Here is a 24,971-nt window from a genome sequence, read left to right as displayed (position 1 = left end):
AGGGATGACGCGCCTCCCCTCCGTTCTGCTCCCCGGACACCTCCCGCTCGCCGAGCTGTGCGCCGCCCGCCTCGACGGCGAGCTCCGCGCGCTCGACGAGGGCTTCGTGCTCTGCGATCTGCCGACCGGAGCGGCGGAGCGGGGCGCGGCTCTGCTCGCGGTCCTGCCGCGGGGCACCGTCGCCGACCGCTCGAGCGCCGCGTGGGTGCACGGAGCGATGACCGAGCCGCCCGCGCTGCACAGCGCCTCGATCGACCGGGAGCATCGCCTCCGGCCGCAGCCTCGTGCCCGCGTGCGCTTCCACGAGGTCCGGCTGCCCGCCGCGGACGTCGTCTCGATCGGCGGCTGCCCGGTCACGACTCCGGTGCGCACCCTGATCGACCTGACCCGCGTCCCGGACGCCTGCGACGACTCCCTGCTCCGGTCGCTCGCGCTGACGACCGTCACCGCTCTGGAGGACGTCCTCGCCGCACTCGAGGCGGCGGGGAGCGCCGTAGCAGGACGCCGCATCGCCGAGCGCCGGCTGACGGCCGCGCTGAGCGCGCGGCCGCCGTCAGGGCCTCTCAGCCCGCGTTGACCCGGTACACGTCGTAGACGGCGTCGATGCGCCGGACGGCGTTCAGCACGCGGTCGAGGTGGGTGGTGTCGCCCATCTCGAAGACGAAGCGGCTGATCGCGAGCCGGTCGCTGGAGGTCGACACCGTCGCCGAGAGGATGTTGACGTGGTGCTCCGAGAGCACGCGCGTGACATCGCTCAGCAGACCGGAGCGGTCCAGCGCCTCGACCTGGATCTGCACCAGGAAGATGCTCTTGGAGGACGGCGCCCACTCCACGTCCACGATCCGCTCGGGCTCCTTCAGGAGCTCCTGCACGTTGTGGCAGTTGGCCTGGTGCACCGAGACCCCGGCTCCGCGCGTGACGAAGCCGACGATCTGATCGCCCGGGACCGGGGTGCAGCACTTCGCGAGCTTGACCAGGATGTCCGGCGCTCCCTTGACCAGGACGCCCGACTCGCTGCTGCGGCTCCGCGGTCGCGGGGAGCGCGGCAGCGTGACCTCGTTCTCGTCCGACTCCGGATCGCCCTGGATCGACGCGACGACCTTCTCGAGCACCGACTGCGTCGACACGTGGCCCTCGCCGACGGCGGCGTAGAGCGCCTCCACGTCGTTGTAGCGCAGCTGGCTGGCCACCTCGGTGAAGGTGTCCTGGCTCATCAGCTTCTGCAGCGGCAGGTTCTGCTTGCGCATCGCGCGGGCGATGGAGTCCTTGCCCTGCTCGATCGCCTCGTCGCGGCGCTCCTTCGTGAACCACTGGCGGATCTTGTTGCGGGCCCGCGGGCTCTGCACGAAGTTCAGCCAGTCCTGGCTGGGGCCGCTGTCGGGGTTCTTCGAGGTGAACACCTCGACGACGTCGCCGGTGGTCAGCGAGGACTCGAGCGGCACCAGACGGCCGTTGACCTTGGCGCCCATCGTGCGGTGGCCGACCTCGGTGTGCACGGCGTAGGCGAAGTCGACGGGGGTCGCTCCGGTCGGCAGGCCGATGACGCGACCCTTCGGAGTGAAGACGTAGACCTCCTTCGCTCCGATCTCGAAGCGGAGGGAGTCGAGGAACTCGTTCGGGTCGGTCGTCTCGGACTGCCAGTCCGAGAGGTGCGCCAGCCAGGCGAGGTCGGTGTCGTTCGAGCCGGACGTGGGCACCTTGCCCGTCGCCATCTGCTCCTTGTACTTCCAGTGCGCGGCGATGCCGAACTCGGCGTGCTGGTGCATCTCGTTCGTGCGGATCTGGATCTCGACCGCCCGGCCCTTGGGCCCGACGACGGTCGTGTGCAGCGACTGGTAGAGGTTGAACTTCGGGGTCGCGATGTAGTCCTTGAACCGGCCGGGCATCGGCGTCCAGCGCGCGTGGATCGAGCCCAGCACCGCGTAGCAGTCGCGGACGGAGTTCACGAGCACGCGGATGCCGACGAGGTCGTAGATCTCGTCGAACTCGCGGCCTCGGACGACCATCTTCTGGTAGATCGAGTAGTACTGCTTCGGACGCCCGACGACGCGGCCGCGGATCTTGCCGGCCCGCAGGTCCTCGCCGATCAGGTCGATGACGCTCTGCACGAACTCCTCGCGCTGAGGCGTCCGGCGCTTCACGAGGCTCTCGATCTCGTTGTAGATCTTGGGGTAGAGCACCGCGAACGACAGGTCCTCGAGCTCCCACTTGATCGCCTGGATGCCGAGGCGGTGCGCGAGGGGCGCGTAGATCTCGAGCGTCTCCGTCGCCTTGCGGGCGGCGGACTCGGCGGGCACGAAGCCCCAGGTCCGCGCGTTGTGCAGGCGGTCGGCCAGCTTGATGATCAGGACGCGGATGTCCTTCGACATCGCCACGATCATCTTGCGGACCGTCTCGGCCTGAGCGCTGTCGCCGTACTTGACCTTGTCGAGCTTCGTGACGCCGTCGACCAGCATGGCGACCTCGTCGCCGAAGTCGGCGCGGAGCTCGTCGAGCTTGTAGTCAGTGTCCTCGACCGTGTCGTGCAGGAGGGCCGCCGCGATGGTCTTCGAGCCGATGCCGAGATCGGCGAGGATCTGCGCGACCGCGAGCGGATGGGTGATGTACGGCTCGCCGCTGCGGCGCTTCTGCCCCGAGTGGGCCCGCTCGGCGACCGAGTACGCGCGCTCGATGAGGGCGATGTCGCTCTTGGGGTGGTGCATCCGCACCGTGCGCACGAGGGTGTCGACCGCACCGGAGGGCTGCGCGCGCGAGAAGATCCGGGGGACCAGTCTGCGCAGGGCAGCGGTCGACGACGTGGTCGTGGTTTCCGTCACGCGGGCATCTCCATCGCCCCATTATCGCGCCTGCGGAACGCGCCGCCGACCGATCCGCCCGGGGCGAACCCCGGAGCCGTCAGTCGATGCGGCCGGGGCGCCCCTCGTCGTCGACGACGTCTCCCCCGGCGGCCGCCCACGCGGTCATGCCGGCGTCGACGTTGGCCGCCTCGTAGCCCGCCCCCTCGAGAGCCTGCACGACCATCGCCGAGCGGACTCCCGAGTGGCAGACGACCAGGATCGGCGCCTCGGCGGGCAGCTCGTCCTGCCGTGCGCCGATCTGGTTCATCGGGATGTGGTGGGCGGCGGCGGCGTGGCCGAGCGCCCACTCGTGCGGCTCCCGGACATCGAGGAGCCACACCTCGTCGCGCGCGACGAGTCCGACGGCGTCGACCGCGGAGACCTGCGAGAACTCGGTCATCGCTCCCCCTACGCGCTCTGCTCGACGGCGGGCGAGCCCGCCTTCAGGCGTGCCGCCTCGACGCGCTTGTCGTTGCGGGCGACGTCCACCTCTCGACCGCGCAGCTGCGCGTAGAAGGGCGCCGCGACGAAGATCGTCGAGTACGTGCCGACGATGATGCCGATGAGCAGGGCGAGCGAGATGTCGCGGAGCGTTCCCGCCCCGAGGACGAAGGCGCCGATCACCAGGATCGCGCCGACCGGCAGCGCCGCCACGATCGATGTGTTGATGGAGCGGACCAGAGTCTGGTTCTCGGCGAGGTTCACCGTCTCGGCGAACGTCCTCGTCGTGCTGGTGAGCGACTCGGCCGTGTTCTCGCGGATCTTGTCGAAGACCACCACGGTGTCGTAGAGCGAGTAGCCGAGGATCGTCAGGAGGCCGATGACCGCGGCGGGCGACACCTCCGTGCCGGTGATGCCGTAGACGCCGGCCACGATCACGAGGTCGTGCACCAGGGCGACGATCGCGGCGAGCGACATCTTCCAGGTGCGGAAGTAGGCCCACATGGCGAGCGAGGCCAGCAGCACGAAGATGATCAGAGCCCGCAGGGCCTGCTGCGTGACGTCGTTGCCCCAGGACGCTCCGATGAAGGAGGACGCGACCTGGTCGGTGGGGACGTCGTAGGCCTCTGCGAGGGAGTTGCGGACCGCGGTCGACTCGTCCGTCGAGAGCTGGTCCGTCTGCACGCGGATGGAGTCTCTCCGACGACCGAGACGCGCGGCACGGTCTCGGGCGAGACCGCGGTGACCGCGTCGGTCGCCGTCGCCTGGTCGAGGTCCGACGGCGAGGACACCGTGAACTCGGACCCGCCGGTGAACTCGATGCTGAAGTTGAAGCCGCCGCGGGCGACGGTTCCGAGCACCGTGATCAGGATCAGGGCGAGGGAGATCAGGTACCAGGTGCGGCGCCGTCCGACGAAGTCGATCGAGCGCTTGCCGGTGTAGAGGTCGTTGCCGAACTGCGAGAAGCTGGCCATCACGCGTCCTTGGTCGAGTCGGAGGAGCCGGGAGTGCGCGCCGCCTCGGCGGCCTTGCGCTCGGCGATGGTCTGGCGCTTCGCGGCCTCGCGGGCGGCGGAGGAGCCCTTTCCGGCGACGACGGCGTCCTGCGGGCGGAACGCGGCGCGGCCCCGGTAGACGGCGCCCAGAGCCCGGGGATCGAGCCCGGAGAGCTTGTGCCCGTCCGAGAAGAACCTCGTCGTCGCGAGCAGCTGCAGCATCGGGTGCGTGAAGAGGATCACGACGACGAGGTCGATCAGCGTCGTGATGCCGAGGGTGAAGGCGAAGCCGCGGACGCTGCCGACGGCGAGGATGAACAGCACCACCGCCGCGAGCAGGTTCACCATGTCGGAGGCGAAGATGGTGCGCAGCGCGCGCCGCCACCCGGCCTCGACCGCCGACTCCAGACCGCGACCGTCGCGCAGCTCGTCGCGGATCCGCTCGAAGTAGACGATGAACGAGTCGGCCGTGATGCCGATCGCGACGATCAGACCCGCGACTCCCGCGAGCGAGAGGCGCAGTCCCTCCCGCCACGAGAGGAGCGTCACGACGAGGTACGTGACGACGGCGGCGACGATCAGCGAGGCGATCGTGACCGCTCCGAGCACCCGGTACTGGGCGAGCGAGTACACGACGACGAGGATCAGTCCGATCAGGCCGGCGAGCAGACCGCTCGCGAGCTGCGCGGTGCCGAGGGTGGCCGAGATGCTGTCCGAGCTCTGCACCTCGAAGCCGATCGGCAGGGCGCCGTACTTGAGCTGGTCCGCGAGCGTCTTCGACGACTCCTGGGTGAAGGAGCCCGTGATCTGCGCGTTGCCGTCGGTGATCGCGGCGTTCGTGGACGGCGCCGAGATCACGCGTCCGTCGAGCACGATCGCGAACTGGTTCTGCGCGCCCTGCAGGGCGACGAGGCGGGTCGTGACGTCCGAGAAGGCGGTGGTGCCGGCGTCGTCGAACGAGAGGTTCACGGCCCAGGTGCCGGTGCTGGCCCCCGACTGCGTCGTGACGAGGCCGTTGGAGGCGTCGGCGATGTCCTCGCCGGTCACCTCGACCGGGCCGAGGATGTACTTGACCGTCCCCGTGTCGTCGCAGGTGATCAGCGGCTGGTCCGCGGGGGCGAGGTTGGGGTCCTGGCTGTTCAGGAACGCGCAGTCGAAGGCCGTGTACTGGGCCTCGAGCGCCGGGGTGATGTACGCCAGGTCGCTGGCGTCCGTCGGCTCCGCGGTGGGCTCCGTCGCGAGGGCGGGGTCGACCGGCGTGGGCGTCGGCGACGACGTGGCGTCGCCTCCGACCGCGGTGTTGGTGGCCTGGCTGCCGACGAGGACCGGGCGGAAGTCGAGCTTCGCCGACGCTCGATGCGCTGCAGGGTCTCGTCATCGGGCGTGCCCGGGATGGAGACGACGATGTTGCTCGAGCCCTGCGTCGTGATCTCGGCCTCGGAGACGCCGGACGCGTCGATGCGCTGGCGGATGATCGAGACGGCCTGGGTCAGCTGCTCCGACGAGACCGTGTCGCCGTCGTTCAGCTGGGGCTGGAGCACGATCTGCGTGCCGCCCTCGAGATCGAGAGCGAGCTTCGGAGTCCAGGATCCGCCGCCCCAGAGGACAGCGGCGGTGTTCAGACCGACGAGAGCGAGGATCAGGACACCGAGCCAGCTCAGAGAGCGCCGGGCCTTCCGGACGGGGGTTGATGCGGCCACCCAGGGCTCAGCTTTCTCTTCGGTCGACGATGACGTGCCGGGGCGGACCCGGAGGGACGAGGGGCGGGCAGGGCGCTGGCGCGCCCGTGCCCGCCGAGGAGACTACTGCGCGTCGGGCTTGCGGTCGCGCTCGACCGGGTCGACCAGCGGGTCGGCCTGGTGCGCGGCGTCGCGCTCGCCGAACGCGGGAGCGGTGCCGTCGACGGCGGCGGACTCGTCCTCGTCGACGACGACCTCGTTCTCGCTCGGGTCGATCAGGCGCGCGATGGCCTGGCGGTGGATCGTCAGCAGCGTGCCGGGCGTGGACTCGATGACGATCTTGTTGGCGTCGTCGTCGATCGAGACGACGGTGCCGAAGAGGCCGGAGCCGGTCATCAGCTCGACCCCCGGAACCAGGTTGTTCTTCATGTTCTCCGCATCGCGCTGGCGCTTCTTGTTGTTGCGGAACATGAAGATGATCATCACGGCGAGCAGCAGGACGAGCAGGATGATCGTCGGATCCATGGGTGAGCCTTCCGGAGTGGGTGGCGAGCCCGCGCGGCGTCTCAGCCGGATGCGCGGGATCGAGCGGCCCGTCGGGCCTTGAAGATTATAGGTCATCCCCGAAGAGCGACTGCTGGGATGCGGCGGCCCCGCGGGGGTCGAGCCCGAAATGGCGCCAGGCCGCGGGAGTGGCGACGCGTCCCCGCGGGGTGCGGGTCAGCAGTCCGATCCGCACGAGGAAGGGCTCGACCACCGCCTCGACGGTCTCGGCCTCCTCCCCCACCGAGACGGCGAGGGTGTTGAGGCCGACGGGACCCCCGTCGAACCGGGTCAGCACGATCTCCATGACGGCCCGATCGAGGCGGTCCAGGCCCAGCGCGTCGACGTCGTACAGATCGAGCGCGGCCCGGACGGCCGTGACGTCCGCGCGGCCGCCGTGCACGAGGGCGAAGTCGCGCACGCGCCGAAGCAGCCGGTTCGCGATGCGGGGCGTGCCCCGGCAGCGCCCGGCGATCTCGGCGATCGCCGCGGCGTCGATGTCGAGCTCGAGCAGCCCGGCGGCGCGGGCCAGGACCTGGCGGAGCTCGTCCTCCGCGTAGAACTCGAGGTGCGCCGTGAATCCGAAGCGGTCGCGGAGCGGGTTCGGGAGCAGTCCCGACCGGGTCGTCGCGCCGACCAGGGTGAAGGGGGCGAGGTCCAGCGGCACCGACGTCGCTCCGGCGCCCTTGCCGACCATGATGTCGATCCGGAAGTCCTCCATCGCGAGGTACAGCATCTCCTCGGCGGAGCGGGCCATGCGGTGGATCTCGTCGATGAAGAGGATCTCGCCGGGCAGGAGGGACGACAGGACGGCGGCGAGGTCGCCGGCGTGCTGGATCGCCGGACCGCTCGACAGGCGCAGCGGCGACGAGCTCTCCTCGGCGACGATCATCGCGAGAGTGGTCTTGCCGAGGCCGGGAGGCCCCGCGAGCAGGATGTGATCGGGCGTGCGCGCCTGCATCGCCGCCGCTTTGAGCAGCAGCTCGAGCTGCCCGCGGACCTTGCGCTGCCCGACGAACTCGCGCAGGCTCTTGGGCCGCAGTGCGCCCTCGAAGGCGATCTCGGCCTCGGAGACGACCTCGGGGCCGAGCAGGCCGTCGCCGCTCACGAGCGGGCCGCCGGACCGAGTCGGGCGAGCGCGAGGCGCAGGAGCGCCTGCACGTTCGCGGCATCGGACGCCTGGGCGTCGAGGAGGATCTCGTCGACCACCTCGGCGGCGATCCGCTCGGGCCAGCCGAGGCCGACGAGCGCCGACAGCACGCTCTGCGCGGCGGTCGCTCCCGGACCGGAGCCGCGGGCGGCGCGCGGGCGCACCGCGAGCTTGCCCGCGAGCGACAGGATGATGAGCTTCGCGGTCTTGGGGCCGATGCCCGACACCTTGCGGAACACGGCGTCGTCCTCGTCGGCGACGGCCTGCGCGATGCGCTCGGGCTCGACGGCGCCGAGGACTCCGAGGGCGGACTTGGGGCCGACCCCGGTCACCGCGATGAGGAGCTCGAAGATCTCGAGCTGCTCCTCGTCGGGGAAGCCGTAGAGGGTGAGCGAGTCCTCGCGGACGATGAGCGTGGTCGTGACCGTCGTCTCGTCGCCGACGCGCATCTCGAGCGCGTGCTGCGGAGTCACGTTGACCGCGTAGCCGACGCCGTGGACGTCGATGACGGCGAGACTCCCGCGGGCGGAGAGGACGGTGCCGCGGAGGGAGGAGATCACCGCGTCAGTCTAGATGCTCGAACAGGCGTTCGAGTGGAGGCCTCCGCGGCGCGCCACGCGCGCTGGGCCGGCGTCTCCCCCTCGGCCGCGGACGACGGCCCGGAGGCGAGCGGGGCCCGCCACGCGTGGCAGACCGCGAGCGCGAGCGCATCGGCCGCATCGGCCGGGGTCGGAGGCGCGTCCAGGCGCAGGACGCGCTGGATCATCGCGGTCACCTGCCGCTTGTCGGCGGCTCCGTAGCCCGTCACCGCGGCCTTCACCTCGCTCGGCGTGTGCATGCCGACCGGGAGGGAGCGGCGTGCGGCCGCGACGAGCGCGACTCCGCTGATCTGCGCGATGCCCATGACGGTGCGCACGTTGTTCTGCGCGAAGACCCGTTCGATCGCGACGGCGTCGGGGCGGTGCTCGTCGAGGAGCGCCTCGATGCCGTCGCCCAGCGCGAGCAGGCGCCGCTCGAGCGGGTCGTCGACCGGAGTGCGCAGCACGCTGACGTGCACCAGCGTGGCGCGACGGTCGCGGGCGACGTCGACGATGCCGACCCCGCACCGGGTGAGCCCCGGATCGATCCCGAGGACGCGCATCAGCGCGCGCCGCCCGGACGACCCGGGGTCACCGGGTCACTCCTCGTTCTCGAGCTCGGCGCGCACCTCGGCGGTGATGTCGAGGTTCGTGTAGACGTTCTGCACGTCGTCCGAGTCCTCGAGCGCGTCGATCAGCCGGAACACCTTGCGCGCGGTCTCGGCGTCGGCCTCGACCTGGAGGGACGCGACGAACTCGACGTCGGCGGAGTCGTAGTCGATGCCCGCCTCCTGCAGCGCCGACCGGGCCGGCACGAGCTCGCTCGGCTCGACGCGGACCTCGAAGCTCTCGCCGTGGTCGAGGACGTCGTCGACGCCGAAGTCGAGGACCGCACCGAGGACGTCGTCCTCGGTGACGCTCTCGCCGTGGGGCACGCTGATGACGCCCTTGCGCGCGAAGTTGTACGCCACGCTGCCCGGGTCGGCCATGGTGCCGCCGTTGCGGGTCATGGCGGTGCGGACGTCGGCCGCGGCGCGGTTCTTGTTGTCGGTGAGGCACTCGACCAGCAGGGCGATGCCGTTCGGGCCGTACGCCTCGTACATGATCGTCGTGTAGTCGATGACCTCGCCGGTGAGGCCGGCGCCGCGCTTGATCGCGCGGTCGATGTTGTCGTTCGGGACCGACGTCTTCTTCGCCTTCTGCACGGCGTCGACGAGCGTCGGGTTGCCGGAGAGGTCGGCTCCGCCGATCTTGGCGGCGACCTCGATGTTCTTGATCAGCTTGGCGAACGACTTCGCGCGACGCGAGTCCTTGATCGCCTTCTGGTGCTTGGTCGTGGCCCACTTGGAATGCCCGGACACGGTGCTCCCTCGGAAAATCGTCGTATGCGACCCCCGGAGGCGCCGCTGATAGCTGGATCAGTCTAATTGAGAGCGGGCTGCGCTGATTCGGAGCCGGTCCCTGCCCGGCTCCGCGCGGTCGCGGCGCTCATGTGGAGCCGGTCCTCGCCCGGCTCCGCGCAGTCGGCTTCCCGAAATGGTGCGCCACGTGGAGCGTCCTGCGTCTGGCGACGCCGATCCGCTGACACGCGGATCGCCGGTTCGCCTCGTGGAGCGACACAGCTGTGGCTCGCCGGGAGGGGCTGAACCGCAAGGCAGGACAGGGAGCTGCCGCAGGTCCGGGGGTGCGGGTCTCGATACGGCGCTGCGCGCCTACTCGACCAGCAGTGGGTGCCCTGAAGCAGCGGGGGTGGGATGCCGGAAGGAAGGACGCGGGATCGGCTCCCGCGCGATCGGTGAAGGTGGGCCTCTGTGGAGGAGACCGCCGCCGCCTTGCTGGTCGAGTAGCCCCGAAGGGGCGCATCGAGACCCACGTCTCCCAGAAGATCCGTCTCTTCCCCGCGCCGCGCTGGCACCGGAGGCGGCCGCTGCCGCACGATCAGTGAGGGTGGGTCTCGATACGGCGCTCCGCGCCTACTCGACCAGCAGGGTGGGGCGCACTCCCGGTCTCGGAGGAGCCGGATCGGCGACGACCCACGAGCCGAACCGGCGATTCGCGTGCCAGCGAATCGCCGTAGGCGTTCGCAGGACGCTCCTCCCGCGCGCCCACCTCGGGGAGCCGACTGCGCCGAGCCGGGCAGGGACCGGCTCGGACGCGGTTGCTGAAGTGGCCGGCGCAGCCGGCTACTTCAGCAACCGCGAGAGGACACGATCCGCGAGGGGCTTCCCGTTCGTCTGGCAGGTGGGGCAGTACTGGAGGGTGGAGTCGGCGAAGATCACCTGGCGGACGGTGTCGCCGCAGACGGGACACGGCTCGCCGGTGCGGCCGTGCACGCGCATGCCGAGCTTCTTCTCCTTCTTGAGGTCGGCGGCGTGCAGCCCCTCTGCGCGGCCGAGTGCCTCCTCGAGGGTGTAGCGCAGGGCCGAGTAGAGGCGGTCGAGCTCCTCGTCGCTGAGCGTCGCGGGCTTGAAGGGCGACATCCGTGCGACGTGCAGGATCTCGTCGGAGTAGGCGTTGCCGATGCCGGCGATCCGGGACTGGTCGCGCAGCACGCCCTTCAGCTGGGCACGGCCCGCGGTGGCGAGGATCGCGCCGAGGATCTCGCGGGTGAAGGCGGGGTCCAGCGGATCGGGCCCGAGCCGGGCGACGCGGTCGACGTCGCGCGGATCGGCGACGATCGAGAGGGCGAGGCTCTTCTTCGTGCCGGCCTCGGTCACGTCGATGCCGGAGCCGTCCTCGAGGACGAACCGGGCCGCGAGCGGACCCCGGCCGGGCTTCACCGGCGCGGTGGGCCGCTCCGGTCGCCAGCGCACCCAGCCCGCGCGGGCCAGGTGCAGGAGCACGTGCGCGTCGCCGACCGCGAAGTCGAGGAACTTGCCGTGCCGCTCGACTCCGTGCACCGGCTGCCCGGCGAGGGAGGAGGGCGGGATCGCGACGGTCTTCAGCGCCGAGATCGCGAACACGTCGAGCCGTTCGAGGACGTGACCGCCGAGTCGGCCGTCGAGATCCCGTGCGAGCGCCTGCACTTCGGGGAGTTCGGGCATGGCCCTACTGTGCCCCGCACCACCGACAGGGTCCACCCCCGTGCGGACGGCGACGGTCAGGCTCCGAAGCGCGTGGCCGCGACCTTCCGCAGGAACAGCTCGTGGAAGCGGTAGTCGCCCGTGATCTCCGGGTGGAACGACGTGCCCATCAGGTTGCCCTGCTCGACCGCGACGACCCGGCCGTCGGCGATCGCGGCGAGGGCGGTCGCCCGCTCCCCCAGCTCCTCCACGATGGGCGCGCGAATGAAGACCGCGTGCACGGGAGGGTCGCCGATGACCGGCACGTCCAGGTCGGTCTCGAAGGAGTCGAGCTGATTGCCGAAGGCGTTGCGGCGCACGGTCACGTCGAGGCCGCCGAAGCTGTGCTGGCCCTCGATGCGGTCGAGGACCCGGTCGGCGAGCATGATCAGACCGGCGCAGGTCCCGTAGACGGGCAGGCCCGCCTCGATCGCCTCGCCGATCGGCTCGGCGAGGCCGAACAGGCGCGACAGCTTGTCCATGACCGTCGACTCCCCGCCGGGGATGACGAGGCCGGCGACGGAGGCGAGCTCGGCGGGACGGCGCACGAGCACCACCTCCGCGCCGAGCTCGCGCAGCACGGCCGCGTGCTCGCGGAAGTCGCCCTGGAGCGCGAGGACGCCGACCCGGAGCCCCTCGAGGGACTCGCGCGTCTCGCCCTCCCCCGCGACGCGGGGCCCGGTGCTACCAGCCACGCTCGGAGAGGCGGTGCGGGGCCGGGACGTCGGACACGTTGATGCCGACCATCGCCTCGCCGAGTCCGCGGGACGCCTCCGCGATGACCTTCGCGTCGTCGTAGAACGTGGTCGCCTTGACGATCGCCGCGGCGCGCTTGGCCGGGTCGCCCGACTTGAAGATGCCCGAGCCGACGAAGACGCCGTCGGCGCCCAGCTGCATCATCAGCGCCGCGTCGGCCGGAGTGGCCACGCCGCCAGCGGTGAAGAGGACGACGGGCAGCTTGCCGGTCTGCGCGATCTCGGCGACGAGGTCGTAGGGGGCCTGCAGCTCCTTGGCCGCGACGTACAGCTCGTCCTTGGTCATCGCCTTGAGCCGGTTCACCTCGGCCGAGATGGTGCGGATGTGCTTGGTCGCCTCGGAGACGTCGCCGGTGCCGGCCTCGCCCTTCGAGCGGATCATCGCCGCGCCCTCGGTGATGCGGCGCAGCGCCTCGCCCAGGTTCGTCGCTCCGCAGACGAAGGGGACGGTGAACTTCCACTTGTCGATGTGGTTCACGTAGTCGGCCGGCGAGAGGACCTCGGACTCGTCGATGTAGTCGACGCCCAGCTCGGAGAGCACCTGCGCCTCGACGAAGTGGCCGATGCGGGCCTTGGCCATGACGGGGATCGAGACGGACGAGACGATCGCGTCGATCAGGTCGGGGTCGCTCATCCGAGCGACACCGCCCTGCGAGCGGATGTCGGCCGGGACGCGCTCGAGCGCCATGACGGCGACGGCGCCGGCGTCCTCGGCGATGCGGGCCTGCTCGGCCGTGACGACGTCCATGATCACGCCGCCCTTGAGCATCTCGGCGAGACCGCGCTTGACGCGGCTCGAGCCGAACTGCTCGGACGCGGCGGAGGAGGAGGAAGTGGTGGTGTCGGTCATGATCGCGGGTCCTGTTTCTCTGCTGTGTCTCCAGCCGACGGCTGGGCTCTGTCGCCCGCCGACGGCTGGGCTCTGTCTCGGGCCGACGGCCGGGCGGCGTCTCGAGCCGGATGCGCTGCCGCGTGTGCCGCCGACAGCGCCGTCCAGTCTACCGAGATCCGCCTGCGCGGACCCCGACTACTCGGCCGGCCAGGCGGCGGCGATGCTGGCGCGGACGTCGCCCAGCAGCTGCGGGAGCGCCTTCGTCCGGGCGATGATCGGGAAGAAGTTCGCGTCGGTCGCCCAGCGCGGAACCACGTGCTGGTGCAGATGCGCGGCGATCCCGGCTCCGGCGACCGCGCCCTGGTTCATCCCGAGGTTGAAGCCGTCGTTGTTCGACACCTCGCGGATCACGCGCATCGCGGTCTGCGTGAGCGCGCCGATCTCGGCCACTTCTTCCGGGGTGGCCTCGTCGTAGAGCGGGATGTGCCGGTACGGGCAGACGAGCAGGTGGCCGGAGTTGTACGGGAAGAGGTTGAGCAGCACGTACGCGTGCTCGCCGCGGGCGACGATCAGCGCCTCCTCGTCGCTCAGCGTCGGGGCGACGCAGAACGGGCAGTCGTCGGCGCCGGGCTGCCCCTTCTGGATGTAGACCATCCGATGCGGGGTCCACAGCCGCTGGAACTCGTCGGGGACGCCCGCGAGGTGCGCGGAGCCCTCCGCTCCCTCGGGGACGAGGTCGTCCACGGTCACACCTGCGCCTTCGACGCGATCGCCTCGCGGATCCGCGCCACCGCATCGGCGACGGGGATGCCGTTCTCCTGGGTGCCGTCGCGGAAGCGGAAGCTGACGGCACCGGCGTCGCGGTCCTTCTCGCCGACGATGATCTGGAACGGCACCTTCTGCAGCGTGGCGTTGCGGATCTTCTTCTGCATCCGGTCGCTGGAGTAGTCGATCTCGGCGCGGACGCCGGAGCGCTTGAGCTCGCCCACGACCTCCTCGAGGTAGGGCAGGTACTCGTCCGCGATCGGGATGCCGACGACCTGCACCGGCGAGAGCCAGACGGGGAAGGCCCCGGCGTAGTGCTCGGTGAGGATCGCGAAGAAGCGCTCGATCGAGCCGAACAGCGCGCGGTGGATCATCACCGGGCGCTTCTTGGTGCCGTCGGACGCGGTGTACTCCAGCTCGAAGCGCTCGGGCTGGTTGAAGTCGAGCTGGATCGTCGACATCTGCCAGGTGCGGCCGATCGCGTCGCGCGCCTGCACGGAGATCTTCGGACCGTAGAACGCCGCTCCGCCCGGATCCGGGACCAGCTCGAGACCCGACTCCACCGCGACCGCGCGGAGGGACTCGATCGCCGCCTCCCACTGCTCGGGGGCGCCGACGAACTTCGGGTTCCCCTCCTCGTTGGTGGAGAGCTCGAGGTAGAAGTCGTTCAGGCCGTAGTCGCGCAGGACCTGCAGCACGAACTCGAGGTTGCGGGTGAGCTCGGCCGCCACGTCCTCCTGCGTCACGTAGATGTGCGCGTCGTCCTGGGTGAGCCCGCGCACGCGCGTGAGGCCCTGGAGGGTCCCGCTCTTCTCGTAGCGGTAGACGGTGCCGAACTCCGCGAGGCGCAGCGGCAGCTCGCGGTAGCTGCGTCCGCGCGAGCGGAAGATCAGGTTGTGGAACGGGCAGTTCATGGGCTTGAGGTAGTAGTCCTGGCCCTGGCGGGTGATGTTCCCGTCCTCGTCCTGCAGCTCGTCGAGGTGCATCGGGGGGAACATGCCCTCGGAGTACCACTGCAGGTGACCGCTGGTGGTGAAGAGGTCGCCCTTGGTGATGTGGGGCGTGTAGACGAGCTCGTAGTCGTGCGCGAGCAGCTGCTCGCGCATGTACTGCTCGATCTCGTAGCGGATGATGCCGCCCTTGGGGTGGAACACCGCGAGACCGGAGCCGATCTCGTCCGGGAACGAGAACAGGTCGAGCTCGTGCCCGAGCTTGCGGTGGTCGCGGCGCGCGGCCTCCTCGAGGCGGGCCTGATGCGCGCGCAGCTCGTCCTTCGTCGGCCACGCGGTGCCGTAGACGCGCTGGAGCTGCGGGTTCTTCTCGGACCCGCGCCAGTAGGCCGCGGCGTTGCGGGTGAGCGCGTAGCCGTTGCCGATCATGCGGGTGTTCGGCAGGTGGGGACCGCGGCAGAGGTCCTTCCACACGTTCTCCCCCGTGCGCGGGTCGACGTTGTCGTAGATCGTGAGCTCGGCGCCGCCGACCTCGACCGACTCCTCCTCGCCGCCGCCGCCCTTGATGCCGATGAGCTCCAGCTTGTAGGGCTCCGCGGACAGCTCGGCGCGGGCCTCGTCCTCGGTGACGACGCGGCGCACGAAGCGCTGCCCCTGACGGACGATGCGGTCCATCGCCTTCTCGAGCGCCTTCATCGCCTCGGGCGTGAAGGGCTCCTCGACGTCGAAGTCGTAGTAGAAGCCGTCGGTCACGGGCGGGCCGATGCCCAGCTTCGCCTCCGGGTTGATCTGCTGCACCGCCTGGGCGAGCACGTGCGCGGCGGAGTGGCGGAGGACGTTCAGCCCGTCCGGCGAGGAGATCAGGACCGGCTCGATGCGGTCGCCCGGGACGACGTCGGCGGCCAGGTCCTTCAGCTCGCCGTTCACGCGGATCGCGACGACGGCCCGGTCGGAGAAGTGCGTGAAGCCCGTCCCGGCCTCGGTCACCACCGCGGGGGACTCGATCTCGGACGGATTCGACGGTTCGTTCGACACGCGCGGACACTCCTCAGGGCTTCGCCAACCCCTCGACTTTAGTCGCCCGCGTGCGCGGGGACGTGCCGGAGGGGGGCGGGGCGGCGGCGGACGGACGTCAGCCGAGCACCGCGCGCACGCGCTCGTCCAGGCCGCGCAGGGCGTCCAGGAGCTCGCCGCGATCGGCTCCGGAGAGCAGGAGGTCGTTCTGCACCAGGTGGTGCACCAGCACCGCCTCGACACCCTCGGGCAGGGCGTCCGAGACGAGGGCGCCCTCGAGGACGGCGAGGACCGCCACCACCGCCAGGGCGTCGTCGACGGAGAGCGGCTGCGCACTGCGGTCCGAGTTCATGCATCCGATCCCGGACGCGGGCTGCCGGCGTCCGTCGAGGTCTCCTCCACCTTGGCAAAGGCGTCCGCGGGGAGAGCGCCGGAACGGGCGTCGGCTTCGTTTCCCGTACAGGGGCGGCGTGGACGACTCCGCTCGCCGCACCGACTCCGGGCTGGTACGGTGTGCCGGGCGGGGGCGGCACGCTGTACCGGTACGGTGTGCCACCGCGGCTCCAACGAATACAGGCCGATCAGGAGGACGTTCCGATGGAGAGACGCGTGCAGATCCTCGAGGCCGCCCGCGCGCTCGCAGCCGAGCACGGAGTCGCCGCGCTCAGCGTCCGCTCCGTCGCAGCGCGCGCGGCATCGGCGCCAGCACGCTGCGCCACCACTTCCCCTCGCAGCGCGACCTCTACGACGCGGTGGTCGCCGAGCTCTTCCACCTCGGGCTCGGGGACCTGCGGATCGAGGACCGGCGCGTGGATCCGCTCGAGAGGCTGCTGGAGTGCGTCGGCAGTTCCTCCCGGCCGAGGACGCGCCTCCCGCCCTGGGCGGCTGGTTCGCGCTGCACGCGGCGTCCGCCGGTCCGGGATCGACGGAGCAGGGCCGGGCTCTGGTCGCCGCGATCGACGCGAGCAGCCGCGCGAGCGCCGTGCGCTGGATCGATCTGCTCGCCGCGGAGGGCGTGCTGCGGCGCGGACCCCTGGAGCAGCACGTGGAGCTGATCCTCGCGCTCGTCGACGGACTGCGACTGCGGATGCTCGTGCCCGGGAGCGGGACGACTCCGGGCCGAGCGCTCGAGGTGCTGGCGGCGGCGCTCGAGCGGGCCGTGATCCGCGACTGAGCGTCAGCCCGCGGTGCGGAGCCGGATCGCCAGCGCGTCGAGCCCCGGGCCGATCGCGCCGGAGTCCTCGACCGCGAGCGCGCGGGCCAGCACGTCCCGCTGCCGAGCGTCGAGAGCCTCGGTGCCGACGAGTCCGGCCACCAGCGAGACGAGATCGGCGAGCACCGCCGCGTCCCGTTCCTCGAACCCGTCCATCACGCCTCCTCGCGCCGGGGACAGTCTGCGCGCGGGTCGCGGGGAGCGCCTCCGCACTGCGTGTTCGGGACAGCGCCGTTGGCAACCCCTTGTCGATCCACCGGCTCCGGCGTGGGCTGGAGCCGCCGCACCGCGCCCGTGCGGCTCCTCGACGAAAGGTGCTCCCGTGCTCTCCGACTCACCCATCGGTCCCGTCCTCCTCTCGACGGATCTCGCCGCCTCGCGCAGGTTCTACGCCGACGCCCTCGGCTTGGAGGTGCTGGAGGAGTCCGACTCCGCCATCGCCTACTCGACGGGAGGGACGCGCCTGACGGTGACCGCCAGCACGACCGGCTCGAAGGACGAGCAGACGAAGGCGGCCTGGCGCGTCGGGGACCTCCGCGCCGAGCTCGACGCCCTCGCGGCTCGCGGAGTGACGCCGGAGGACTACGACAGCGACGAGCTGCGCACCGTCGACGGCGTCGCCGATCGCGGCAGCGTCTGGGCGGCCTGGATCCTCGACCCCGACGGCAACGCACTGGGCATCGAGCAGCCGAAGGACTGACGGTCGAGGCCGTCGCCGCGCCCTAGAATCGCCCCATGTCCGACGACTCCCCCCGCACCCCCGCGCCCGGATGGTACCCGCACCCCGCCGACCTCGGCTCGGAGCTCTACTGGGACGGCTCGGCCTGGACCGACCGGTCGCGCCCGTCCGCTCCGCAGGCTCCGCTCTACGGCACGCCGAGCGCGCCGCAGGCCGGTTCGCCCGGAGCGGCGTACGGCACCCCTCCGGCGGCGGCCTCCGGCTCGGATCCGGCGGTCCCGTCCGCAGCGTACGGAGCGGACCCGTACTCGGCCGCCCCGTACGGAGCGAACCCGTACGCCGCGAACCCGTACGACTCCACTGCCGCGTCCGGCCGCAACCCGATGGCGATCGCGAGCCTCGTGATGGGGATCCTCAGCCTCGTGTTCAACCTGCTGTTCGTCCCCTCGATCCTCGCCATCGTCTTCTCCGTGCGCGGACGGGCGGCGGCCTCCGTCACCGGCATCGGCCGGGGCATGGCGACCGCCGGCCTGATCCTGGGCGTCGTGGGCATCGCCGTCGGCGGCCTGATGTTCCTCGTCAACATCGCCGGGCTCCTCTCCCAGCTCGGCAGCTGAGCCGGGTGCGCCGGTCCGACCCCTCCTCGATGCGCCGATGACGCCCCGTCGGAGCGCCCCCTGGCTCTTCGTCGTCGCCGTCTCGCTCGTCGCCCTCGTCCTCCGCGGTCCGATCGTCGCGGTCGCCCCGGTGATCGACGCCGTCCGCGACGACCTGGCCCTGTCCTCCGGTCAGGCGGGGATCCTCACGAGCATCCCCGTGCTCTGCTTCTCCCTCGCGACTCCGCTCGCCCTCCTGGTCATCCGGCGGGCCGGACCGGACGCCGCCGTGACGGCGACGGTCCTCGGCGTCGCCCTGGGCACCGTCGTCCGCTCGGCCGGCGACACCGCCGCGGTCGTCGCGGGCACGATCCTCATCGGCGTCTTCATCACGATCGGCAACGTCGTCGTCCCCGTCGTCATCCGGCGCGACGTCCCGGCTCGGCGGGTCGATCTCACCACCGGCGTCTACACGGCGGCGCTCAACATCGGCTCGACGATCACCTCCCTCGGCACCGCACCCCTGGCGCACGCGCTCGGCTGGCGCGGGGCCCTGCTGGCCTGGCTCGTCCTCTCGGCGCTCGCACTGCTGGGCTGGCTCGCCGTCGCGGGCCCCTCCGGCGCGTTCCGGCCCGTCCCGCGCCCGGTGCCGCCCGCCGGGCCTCGCCGCCGCTCCCCCGCGCGTCTTCCGCAGCGCCACGGTCCTCGCGCTGGCGGTCTGCTTCTCCAGCCAGGCGTTCTCCTACTACGGCGTGACCGCGTGGCTGCCGAGCCTCCTCGTCGACCGCAACGGCTTCTCGGTCGAGACCGCGGGAGCGAGCTCCTCCGTCTTCCAGGTCGCCGCCGTCGTCGGTGCGCTCGGCGTCCCGCTGCTCGTCCGCCGACTCGCCCCGCTGGGCAGCATCGCGCTCGTCGGCTCGCTCTGGTGCACGGTCCCCGCCGGCCTCCTGCTCGCGCCCGACCTCTGGGCGCTGTGGTGCACCCTGGGCGGGATCGCGCAGGGCGGCGGATTCACGGTGGTGTTCGTCCTCGTGGTGCGGCTCTCGCAGTCCGACGCCCACGCGTCCCGGCTCTCGGCGACCGTGCAGGGCATCGGCTACGCGGTCGCCGCGACGGCGCCGACCGTGCTCGGCATCGCGCACGACACCAGCGGCGGATGGGACGCACCGCTGCTGGTCGTCCTCGCGTCGACGACGTCGTTCCTCGTCTTCGGCACGATCGCCGCCGCGCGGCAGCGTCGAGCACCGCGGCTCCCGGCCGGCTGAGCGTCGCCTGACAGCGCCGGGCACCGCCGTCAAGGGCCACCGCGGGATCGCCCGGCACCGTAGCGTGGCCGCATGGCCGAGAAGAGCACGACCCGAGAGAAGAGCGCGCCCGCACCCGACGACGCGCGCAAGCCCGACGAGCTGAGCGACCTGACGAAGCGGTCGTGGGGCTACGTGCTGAAGAAGACCCTCCGCGAGTTCGGCGCCGACCAGTGCACCGACCTCGCCGCGGCCCTCACCTACTACGCCGTCCTCGCGCTCTTCCCCGCCCTGCTGGCGATCGTCTCGGTCCTCGGCCTCTTCGGCCAGGCGCAGGCCACCACCGACACCGTGCTCGAGCTGGTCGGGAACCTCGCCTCCGCGCAGGTCGTCGACGTCCTGCGCGATCCCATCCAGTCGCTCACGAGCTCGCCGGCCGCGGGCGTCGCGTTCGTCACCGGTGTCCTCGGCGCCCTCTGGTCGGCCTCCGGCTACGTCGGAGCGTTCGGCCGCGCCATGAACCGCGTCTACGAGATCGACGAGGGGCGCCCGTTCTGGAAGCTGCGCCCGACGATGCTCGGCGTGACGCTCGCCACGGTCGTGCTGATCGTCGTCGCCGCGCTGATCCTCGTCCTCAGCGGCCCCGTGGCCGAGGCCGTGGGCGACGTGGTCGGCCTCGGCTCCTCCGCTCTCCTCGTCTGGAACATCGCGAAGTGGCCGGTGCTGCTCGTCATCGCGATCGTCATCGTCGCGATCCTCTACTACTGGTCGCCGAACATCCGCCAGCCGAAGTTCCGTTGGATCGGAGCGGGATCGGTCCTCGCCCTGCTGATCTGGCTCGTCGCCTCGCTCGGCTTCGGCTTCTACGTCGCCAACTTCTCGAACTACGACAAGACGTACGGCTCGCTCGGAGCGGTGATCGTCTTCCTGCTCTGGATCTGGATCACCAACATCGCGCTGCTCTTCGGGGCGGAGTTCGACGCGGAGCTCGAGCGCGGCCGCGAGCTGCAGGCCGGCATCGAGGCGGAGGAGACCATCCAGCTCCCGCCGCGGGACACCGCCGCCAGCGACAAGAAGGCCGCCGTGCACGAGCAGGACCTGCGCGACGGCCGGTGGCTGCGCCTCGCGTCCGAGAACAAGAAGTCGGCGCAGGCGGACGACGCGAAGGACGACTCCGCGAAGTGAGCCGCGGGTCTCAGGACTCCGCGGCCCAGAGCGCGCGGTAGGCGGCGGCGCGCTCCTCGTCCGGCGCGATGCCGTACTCCTCGAGCAGGAGGCGGGTGAATCCGTCTCCGTAGTTCCAGCCGAGGCTCATCGCCGCCACGGCGAGGTCGGCCCAGCGGTCGCCCACTCCGAGGTCGCCGACGTCCACCGTTCCGCTCCAGGAGCCGTCGTCGTCGATCATCGCGTTCGGGGCGCAGGCGTCGCCGTGCACGAGCACGGGCTGTTCGGGCTCCGGCACCGCCCCGCGGTGGAACCAGGAGTCGTGGCGGAGCTCGTCCGGCAGGTCGTCCACGGGGACGGCGTGCAGCGCGCGCAGACCCCGAGCGATCGCGCGCACCGCCGTCTCGGGCCGCGCCAGCCAGTGCGGATCGACGGCGCTGCGCCCTGCGACCGGTGCCGTGAGCAGCCACTGGCCGCCGTCCTCGTCCCCCTCGTCCAGCACCCGGGGCGCCGGATGACGGCCCTCCAGCCAGCGCAGCCGCACCGCCTCCCGCCGCAGGTCGATGCCGGTGCCCGCGGGGTTCCACTTCAGGTACCCGGCCGGCACCCGGAACGTCAGCCCGTCCGCCTGGTTCCGCCAGGCGAGCTCGGGCCGCTCCCCGCCGAGCCGTCGGGCGATCGCGGGGATCACGGCCCCCTCGAGCGAGTACTGCCGCGAGAGGTCCGGTCCGGTCATCCCGACAGCCTAGGCATCGCGCCGCACCCTGTGGTCCGACCACATGCTACGGTGTGGTCAGACCACACGAGGAGGAGCGGGATGAGCGACACCGTCGAACGCGCGTGGGAGGCCGTCCTCGCCCACGTCGAGGGCCTCCTGCTCACAGGGGCGGTCGCCCCCGGCGACCGCCTCCCGGGCGAGCGCGCCCTCGCGCTCGAGCTCGGAGTCGGCCGGTCCTCGGTCCGCGAGGCCGTCCGCGTCCTCGAGGTGATGGGACTGGTCCGCACCCGCTCCGGCTCCGGGCCCGCCGCGGGCGCCGTGATCGTGGCGCGGCCGACCGGAGGGATGAGCGCCCTGATGCGCCTCCAGGTCGCCGCGAGCGGTTTCGCCGTGGAGGACGTCGTCCGCACCCGGCTCGTCCTCGAGACCGCCGTCGTCGACGACCTCGCCCGCACCCCCGGTGCGGTTCTGGGCGAGAGCCGTGAGCTGCTCGACGCGATGGACGCCGAGGTGCTCGACCACGACGCGTTCCTCGCCCTCGACGCGCAGTTCCACCTCTCGCTCGCCGAGGCCTCCGGCAACGCGGTCATCGCCGCGATGACCGCGGGCCTGCGCGACGCGGTCGAGAGCTACGTGATCACCGCGGCGCGCACCCTGCCCGACTGGCCGCGGACCCGCGATCGGCTCCGCTCGGAGCACCGCGGCCTGGTCGCCGCCATCGCCGCCGCCGACCCCGACCGCGCCCGCGCGCTCGTCGAGGCCCACATCTCCGGCTACTACGCCGAGACCCACCTGACACCCACCGGAGCGGAGAAGGACTGACCATGGTCGACCGACGAATCCCGAAGGTGCGCGACCTCGCGCCCCTCATGCAGTTCAAGAAGCCCGAGCTCGACCTCAAGAAGGCCCGGCTCGACAAGGCGCTGACGATCCACGACCTCCAGCGCATCGCGAAGCGCCGGACGCCCAAGGCGGCCTTCGACTACACGGAGGGCGCCGCCGAGGCGGAGATCTCGCTCGGCCGCGCGCGCCAGGCGTTCGAGGACATCCAGTTCAACCCGGCGATCCTGCGCGACGTCTCGGAGGTCAGCACCGGCTGGGACGTCCTCGGCGCTCCCGTCTCGCTCCCCTTCGGCATCGCGCCGACGGGCTTCACCCGCATGATGCAGACCGAGGGCGAGATCGCCGGTGCGCGGAACGCGGCGAAGTGGGGCATCCCCTTCTCGCTCTCGACGATGGGCACCACCGCCATCGAGGACGTGAAGGCGGCGAACCCCGACGGCCGCAACTGGTTCCAGCTGTACATGTGGAAGGACCGCGACCGCTCGATGGCGCTCGTGGACCGGGCGGCGGCGTCCGGCTTCGACACCCTCCTGGTGACCGTCGACGTCCCCGTCGCGGGCGCGCGCCTGCGCGACAAGCGCAACGGCTTCTCGATCCCGCCGCAGCTGACGCTGGGCACCGTGGTCAACGCGATGCCGCGCCCGTGGTGGTGGGTCGACTTCCTCACGACCGAGCCGCTGTCGTTCGCCTCGCTCGACCGCTGGTCGGGCACCGTCGGCGAGCTGCTCGACACCATGTTCGATCCCACCGTCGGCTTCGAGGACCTCGCCTGGATCCGCGACCAGTGGCCCGGGAAGATCGTCGTCAAGGGCGTCCAGACGGTCGACGACGCGCGTCGGGTGGCCGAGCTCGGCGTCGACGGCGTCGTCCTCTCGAACCACGGCGGCCGCCAGCTCGACCGCGCCCCCATCCCGTTCCACCTCCTCCCGGACGTGGTGCGCGAGGTCGGCACGGGCAGCACGTCCGGCATGGAGATCCATCTCGACACCGGCATCATGTCCGGCGCCGACATCGTCGCCTCGATCGCTCTCGGCGCGCGGTTCACCCTCGTCGGCCGCGCCTACCTCTACGGCCTGATGGCCGGCGGCGAGGCGGGCGTGAACCGGATGATCGAGATCCTGTCCGAGCAGATCACGCGCACCATGCGCCTGCTGGGCGTGAACTCGCTCGAGGAGCTGAACCCCTCGCACGTCACACAGCTCGAGCGCCTGGTGCCGCGCGCGGTCTCGCCGCAGTTCGTCCTGGCGGACTGAGCTCGATCGGGGCGTCCGGTGCGGCGTCCCGATCGTCAGCGCTCGCGCAGGTAGCGCAGCAGCAGAGTGTCACCGGAGGCGAGGACGTGCGCGAGGCGCTGCGTCCTCGCCTCCGCCTCGCCCCGGGCGATCCGGCCGGCGTCGCCGGCCTCCAGCGTCGGACTGACGGTGAGGTCGAGCTCGTCGACGACGTCGTGCGCGAGGAGCGTGCCCAAGAGCCCCGGTCCGCCCTCGCAGTGGATCCTGGCCAGGCCGCGATCGACGAGGGCGTCGCGCATCCGCACGGCGTCCAGATCCTCGTCACCGCAGACCAGCACGTCGGCCACCTCGCGAGCTCCGCGCGCCGGCGGGAGGGGGACGCCCCCGTGGTGATCACGACCGGGCGCACGGGGGCCTCGGTGAAGATCCGCGAGGCGGGGTCCAGCTCCAGCGAGCCCGACACGATCGCGAACACCGGATGCGCGGGGCGCCCCTCGGCGGAGCGCGCCGAGACCGACTCCTCCCCCAGCACCATCGGCCCGTACCCCTCGGTGCGGACCGTGCCGGCCGCGACCAGCACCACGTCGGCGAGACGGCGGAGGAGGTCGAAAACCCGTTCGTCCGCGTCCCCGCCCAGCGCGCCCGAGACGCCCTCCCGGGTGACCGCGCCGTCGATGCTCGAGACGAAGTTCACCCGGAGCCACGGGTCGGAGGCGTCGGCCGAGTAGAGCGCGAGGAGCGCGTCGTCGTCGAGCGCGGCGAGCGGCGACGGGTGCAGGCGGTCGATCGCGGCGCTCACGCGAGCGTCTCCTCCTCGATGTTGTGACGGACGTGGGCGGGAGCCCGCCAGCCGAGCACCGCCTCGGTCAGCCGGACGGCGTCGACGGCCTGGCGCACGTCGTGCATGCGCACGATGCGCGCACCGTTGAGGATGCAGATCACCGCCGCGGCGAGGGACCCCTCGAGCCGCTCGCCCTGCGGGCGGTCGAGCGTCTCGCCGATGAAGTCCTTGTTCGACACCGCCGCGAGCACCGGGAGCCCCAGCGCGGCGATCTCGCCCAGACGGCGGGTGAGCTCCAGCGTGTGCAGGGTGTTCTTGTTCAGGTCGTGCCCGGGGTCGAGGATGATCCGCTCCTCGGGGATCCCGCCCGCGACCGCCCGGTCCCGCCGCTCGCGCAGGTGCGCGATCACCGACGCGACGACGTCGTCGTACTGGGGCCGCACGGGCTCGCTCCGCGGCTCGCCGAGGCTGTGCGTGATCACGAGCTGCGCCGCGGAGGCGGCGACGACCTCGAGCATGTCCGGGTCGTGCAGCCCGCTGGTGTCGTTGACGACGGAGGCGCCCTCGGCGATGCTCAGCCGGGCCACCTCGGCGCGGGTCGTGTCGACCGAGACGACCACGTCGCTCCGCTCGTGGATGCCGGCGACGACGGGCACCACGCGGTCGATCTCCTCCTGCAGCGAGACGGCGGGGCCCCGGCCGAACGGGACTCCCCCGATGTCGACCCAGTCGGCGCCCTGCTCGGCCGCCCGCACCGAGGCGGCGACCGCTCGATCGAGCGCGAACGTTGAGCCCTTGTCGTAGAAGGAGTCGGGGGTGCGGTTCACGACCGCCATCACGGCGACCTGCCGCTCGAAGTCGAACTCGCGTCCGCCGATGGTGCGGGTCATGCTCCAGCCGT

At 71.6% G+C, this 24,971-nt stretch carries 24 protein-coding genes and 4 pseudogenes; 8 read left to right on the top strand and 20 right to left on the bottom strand.

Annotated features, from left to right (window positions below):
* Window positions 1-4: 4 nt before the first annotated feature.
* On the top strand, window positions 5-577 hold the full coding sequence (locus B0T42_RS02900) for a type IV toxin-antitoxin system AbiEi family antitoxin (RefSeq protein ID WP_077221876.1): 573 nt from the start codon (window positions 5-7) through the stop codon (window positions 575-577).
* Here the strand turns inward: B0T42_RS02900 and B0T42_RS02895 are convergent.
* The 15 genes and pseudogenes from B0T42_RS02895 to B0T42_RS02825 all read right to left on the bottom strand — a co-directional run bounded on the left by B0T42_RS02895 (window position 564) and on the right by B0T42_RS02825 (window position 15,952).
* Window positions 564-2,816 carry a RelA/SpoT family protein gene (locus tag B0T42_RS02895; RefSeq protein WP_055791761.1) on the bottom strand — a complete coding sequence of 751 codons (2,253 nt, stop codon included), beginning with the start codon at window positions 2,814-2,816 and terminating at the stop codon, window positions 564-566. The genes B0T42_RS02900 and B0T42_RS02895 overlap by 14 nt on opposite strands.
* 79 nt (window positions 2,817-2,895) lie before the next feature.
* On the bottom strand, window positions 2,896-3,237 hold the full coding sequence (locus tag B0T42_RS02890) for a rhodanese-like domain-containing protein (protein ID WP_077221875.1): 342 nt from the start codon (window positions 3,235-3,237) through the stop codon (window positions 2,896-2,898).
* 8 nt (window positions 3,238-3,245) lie between these two features.
* Window positions 3,246-4,252: pseudogene (secF, locus tag B0T42_RS02885) on the bottom strand (protein translocase subunit SecF).
* A pseudogene (secD, locus tag B0T42_RS02880) lies at window positions 4,252-5,972 on the bottom strand (protein translocase subunit SecD). The pseudogenes secF and secD overlap by 1 nt, the downstream one beginning before the upstream one ends.
* 102 nt (window positions 5,973-6,074) lie before the next feature.
* Window positions 6,075-6,476, bottom strand: coding sequence for a preprotein translocase subunit YajC (gene yajC, locus B0T42_RS02875; protein ID WP_158078023.1), 402 nt, complete (start codon window positions 6,474-6,476; stop codon window positions 6,075-6,077).
* An 85-nt stretch (window positions 6,477-6,561) separates the two neighbouring features.
* On the bottom strand, window positions 6,562-7,602 hold the full coding sequence (ruvB, locus tag B0T42_RS02870) for a Holliday junction branch migration DNA helicase RuvB (protein ID WP_077221873.1): 1,041 nt from the start codon (window positions 7,600-7,602) through the stop codon (window positions 6,562-6,564).
* Complete coding sequence (gene ruvA, locus B0T42_RS02865) at window positions 7,599-8,204, bottom strand: Holliday junction branch migration protein RuvA (RefSeq protein ID WP_056867234.1); 606 nt, start codon at window positions 8,202-8,204, stop codon at window positions 7,599-7,601. The genes ruvB and ruvA overlap by 4 nt, the downstream gene beginning before the upstream one ends.
* Window positions 8,201-8,785, bottom strand: coding sequence for a crossover junction endodeoxyribonuclease RuvC (gene ruvC / locus B0T42_RS02860; protein ID WP_077221872.1), 585 nt, complete (start codon window positions 8,783-8,785; stop codon window positions 8,201-8,203). The genes ruvA and ruvC overlap by 4 nt, the downstream gene beginning before the upstream one ends.
* Window positions 8,786-8,821: 36 nt before the next feature.
* Entirely contained in the window at window positions 8,822-9,583 is a 762-nt protein-coding gene (locus tag B0T42_RS02855) for a YebC/PmpR family DNA-binding transcriptional regulator (protein ID WP_055791739.1), read from the bottom strand.
* Between the two features lie 822 nt (window positions 9,584-10,405).
* The gene (locus B0T42_RS02850; RefSeq protein WP_077221871.1) at window positions 10,406-11,266 is read right to left on the bottom strand and encodes an Fpg/Nei family DNA glycosylase; all 861 of its coding nucleotides are present in this window, start codon (window positions 11,264-11,266) and stop codon (window positions 10,406-10,408) included.
* A gap of 56 nt (window positions 11,267-11,322) precedes the next feature.
* Window positions 11,323-11,865 (bottom strand): pyridoxal 5'-phosphate synthase glutaminase subunit PdxT, encoded by a 543-nt coding sequence (gene pdxT, locus B0T42_RS02845; RefSeq protein ID WP_236720081.1) that lies wholly within the window; start codon window positions 11,863-11,865, stop codon window positions 11,323-11,325.
* A gap of 103 nt (window positions 11,866-11,968) precedes the next feature.
* Window positions 11,969-12,889, bottom strand: coding sequence for a pyridoxal 5'-phosphate synthase lyase subunit PdxS (gene pdxS, locus B0T42_RS02840; protein ID WP_077221870.1), 921 nt, complete (start codon window positions 12,887-12,889; stop codon window positions 11,969-11,971).
* A 177-nt stretch (window positions 12,890-13,066) separates the two neighbouring features.
* A complete protein-coding gene (locus tag B0T42_RS02835) occupies window positions 13,067-13,615 on the bottom strand; it encodes an HIT family protein (RefSeq protein WP_446737350.1) in 549 nt (182 codons plus the stop codon).
* A 2-nt stretch (window positions 13,616-13,617) separates the two neighbouring features.
* On the bottom strand, window positions 13,618-15,591 hold the full coding sequence (thrS, locus tag B0T42_RS02830) for a threonine--tRNA ligase (protein WP_201788474.1): 1,974 nt from the start codon (window positions 15,589-15,591) through the stop codon (window positions 13,618-13,620).
* A 127-nt stretch (window positions 15,592-15,718) separates the two neighbouring features.
* Complete coding sequence (locus tag B0T42_RS02825) at window positions 15,719-15,952, bottom strand: hypothetical protein (protein WP_077221868.1); 234 nt, start codon at window positions 15,950-15,952, stop codon at window positions 15,719-15,721.
* A 483-nt stretch (window positions 15,953-16,435) separates the two neighbouring features.
* Here B0T42_RS02825 and B0T42_RS02815 point away from each other — a divergent pair, with 483 nt between their 5' ends.
* Window positions 16,436-16,774, top strand: coding sequence for a TetR family transcriptional regulator C-terminal domain-containing protein (locus B0T42_RS02815; RefSeq protein WP_077221866.1), 339 nt, complete (start codon window positions 16,436-16,438; stop codon window positions 16,772-16,774).
* Window positions 16,775-16,777: 3 nt separating this feature from the next.
* Here the strand turns inward: B0T42_RS02815 and B0T42_RS19885 are convergent, their stop codons facing one another.
* Window positions 16,778-16,969, bottom strand: a complete 192-nt coding sequence (locus tag B0T42_RS19885; RefSeq protein WP_158078022.1) for a hypothetical protein — start codon at window positions 16,967-16,969, stop codon at window positions 16,778-16,780.
* A 166-nt stretch (window positions 16,970-17,135) separates the two neighbouring features.
* Between B0T42_RS19885 and B0T42_RS19880 the strand changes: the two genes are divergently transcribed.
* The 4 genes and pseudogenes from B0T42_RS19880 to B0T42_RS02795 all read left to right on the top strand — a co-directional run bounded on the left by B0T42_RS19880 (window position 17,136) and on the right by B0T42_RS02795 (window position 20,517).
* On the top strand, window positions 17,136-17,513 hold the full coding sequence (locus B0T42_RS19880) for a VOC family protein (RefSeq protein WP_158078021.1): 378 nt from the start codon (window positions 17,136-17,138) through the stop codon (window positions 17,511-17,513).
* A 35-nt stretch (window positions 17,514-17,548) separates the two neighbouring features.
* On the top strand, window positions 17,549-18,109 hold the full coding sequence (locus B0T42_RS02805; RefSeq protein ID WP_077221864.1) for a DUF4190 domain-containing protein: 561 nt from the start codon (window positions 17,549-17,551) through the stop codon (window positions 18,107-18,109).
* Window positions 18,110-18,146: 37 nt separating this feature from the next.
* Window positions 18,147-19,353: pseudogene (locus B0T42_RS22180) on the top strand (MFS transporter).
* Window positions 19,354-19,425: 72 nt separating this feature from the next.
* Window positions 19,426-20,517, top strand: a complete 1,092-nt coding sequence (locus B0T42_RS02795) for a YihY/virulence factor BrkB family protein (protein ID WP_077221863.1) — start codon at window positions 19,426-19,428, stop codon at window positions 20,515-20,517.
* 10 nt (window positions 20,518-20,527) lie between these two features.
* Here B0T42_RS02795 and B0T42_RS02790 read toward each other — a convergent pair whose 3' ends face one another.
* Window positions 20,528-21,232 carry an aminoglycoside 3'-phosphotransferase gene (locus B0T42_RS02790; RefSeq protein ID WP_077221862.1) on the bottom strand — a complete coding sequence of 235 codons (705 nt, stop codon included), beginning with the start codon at window positions 21,230-21,232 and terminating at the stop codon, window positions 20,528-20,530.
* An 81-nt stretch (window positions 21,233-21,313) separates the two neighbouring features.
* On the opposite strand from B0T42_RS02790, the gene B0T42_RS02785 reads away from it, so the two are divergent.
* Together B0T42_RS02785 and B0T42_RS02780 are read left to right on the top strand one after the other, a co-directional pair.
* Complete coding sequence (locus tag B0T42_RS02785; protein WP_077221861.1) at window positions 21,314-22,036, top strand: FadR/GntR family transcriptional regulator; 723 nt, start codon at window positions 21,314-21,316, stop codon at window positions 22,034-22,036.
* Window positions 22,037-22,038: 2 nt separating this feature from the next.
* Window positions 22,039-23,310 (top strand): alpha-hydroxy acid oxidase, encoded by a 1,272-nt coding sequence (locus B0T42_RS02780; RefSeq protein WP_077221860.1) that lies wholly within the window; start codon window positions 22,039-22,041, stop codon window positions 23,308-23,310.
* Between the two features lie 35 nt (window positions 23,311-23,345).
* Here the strand turns inward: B0T42_RS02780 and B0T42_RS21860 are convergent, their stop codons facing one another.
* The 3 genes and pseudogenes from B0T42_RS21860 to folP form a co-directional block, all read right to left on the bottom strand.
* Window positions 23,346-23,636: a dihydrofolate reductase family protein gene (locus B0T42_RS21860; protein ID WP_269087489.1), complete on the bottom strand. Its 291-nt coding sequence runs from the start codon at window positions 23,634-23,636 to the stop codon at window positions 23,346-23,348.
* A 53-nt stretch (window positions 23,637-23,689) separates the two neighbouring features.
* Window positions 23,690-23,983: pseudogene (locus B0T42_RS21855) on the bottom strand (dihydrofolate reductase family protein); the annotation flags it as partial.
* 101 nt (window positions 23,984-24,084) lie between these two features.
* Entirely contained in the window at window positions 24,085-24,960 is an 876-nt protein-coding gene (folP, locus tag B0T42_RS02770) for a dihydropteroate synthase (protein WP_077221859.1), read from the bottom strand.
* Window positions 24,961-24,971: the final 11 nt, after the last annotated feature.

It is taken from the genome of Rathayibacter rhapontici, assembly GCF_001995175.1.
Taxonomy (GTDB): domain Bacteria; phylum Actinomycetota; class Actinomycetes; order Actinomycetales; family Microbacteriaceae; genus Rathayibacter.
Note: the sequence above shows the minus strand (reverse complement) of the source record. Positions and strands in the feature narration are given on the sequence as shown.

What these genes read in the sequence shown, in the direction of transcription:
- ruvC (WP_077221872.1), bottom strand. Translation starts at nt 8,785, where the DNA reads ATGCGCGTCCTCGGGATCGATCCGGGGCTCACCCGGTGCGGGGTCGGC.
- B0T42_RS02795 (WP_077221863.1), top strand. Translation starts at nt 19,426, where the DNA reads ATGGCCGAGAAGAGCACGACCCGAGAGAAGAGCGCGCCCGCACCCGAC.
- B0T42_RS02780 (WP_077221860.1), top strand. Translation starts at nt 22,039, where the DNA reads ATGGTCGACCGACGAATCCCGAAGGTGCGCGACCTCGCGCCCCTCATG.
- B0T42_RS02850 (WP_077221871.1), bottom strand. Translation starts at nt 11,266, where the DNA reads ATGCCCGAACTCCCCGAAGTGCAGGCGCTCGCACGGGATCTCGACGGC.
- B0T42_RS02900 (WP_077221876.1), top strand. Translation starts at nt 5, where the DNA reads ATGACGCGCCTCCCCTCCGTTCTGCTCCCCGGACACCTCCCGCTCGCC.
- folP (WP_077221859.1), bottom strand. Translation starts at nt 24,960, where the DNA reads ATGACCCGCACCATCGGCGGACGCGAGTTCGACTTCGAGCGGCAGGTC.
- B0T42_RS19885 (WP_158078022.1), bottom strand. Translation starts at nt 16,969, where the DNA reads ATGGACGGGTTCGAGGAACGGGACGCGGCGGTGCTCGCCGATCTCGTC.
- B0T42_RS02785 (WP_077221861.1), top strand. Translation starts at nt 21,314, where the DNA reads ATGAGCGACACCGTCGAACGCGCGTGGGAGGCCGTCCTCGCCCACGTC.
- B0T42_RS02805 (WP_077221864.1), top strand. Translation starts at nt 17,549, where the DNA reads ATGTCCGACGACTCCCCCCGCACCCCCGCGCCCGGATGGTACCCGCAC.
- B0T42_RS02790 (WP_077221862.1), bottom strand. Translation starts at nt 21,232, where the DNA reads ATGACCGGACCGGACCTCTCGCGGCAGTACTCGCTCGAGGGGGCCGTG.
- B0T42_RS02890 (WP_077221875.1), bottom strand. Translation starts at nt 3,237, where the DNA reads ATGACCGAGTTCTCGCAGGTCTCCGCGGTCGACGCCGTCGGACTCGTC.
- yajC (WP_158078023.1), bottom strand. Translation starts at nt 6,476, where the DNA reads ATGGATCCGACGATCATCCTGCTCGTCCTGCTGCTCGCCGTGATGATC.
- pdxS (WP_077221870.1), bottom strand. Translation starts at nt 12,889, where the DNA reads ATGACCGACACCACCACTTCCTCCTCCTCCGCCGCGTCCGAGCAGTTC.
- B0T42_RS02825 (WP_077221868.1), bottom strand. Translation starts at nt 15,952, where the DNA reads ATGAACTCGGACCGCAGTGCGCAGCCGCTCTCCGTCGACGACGCCCTG.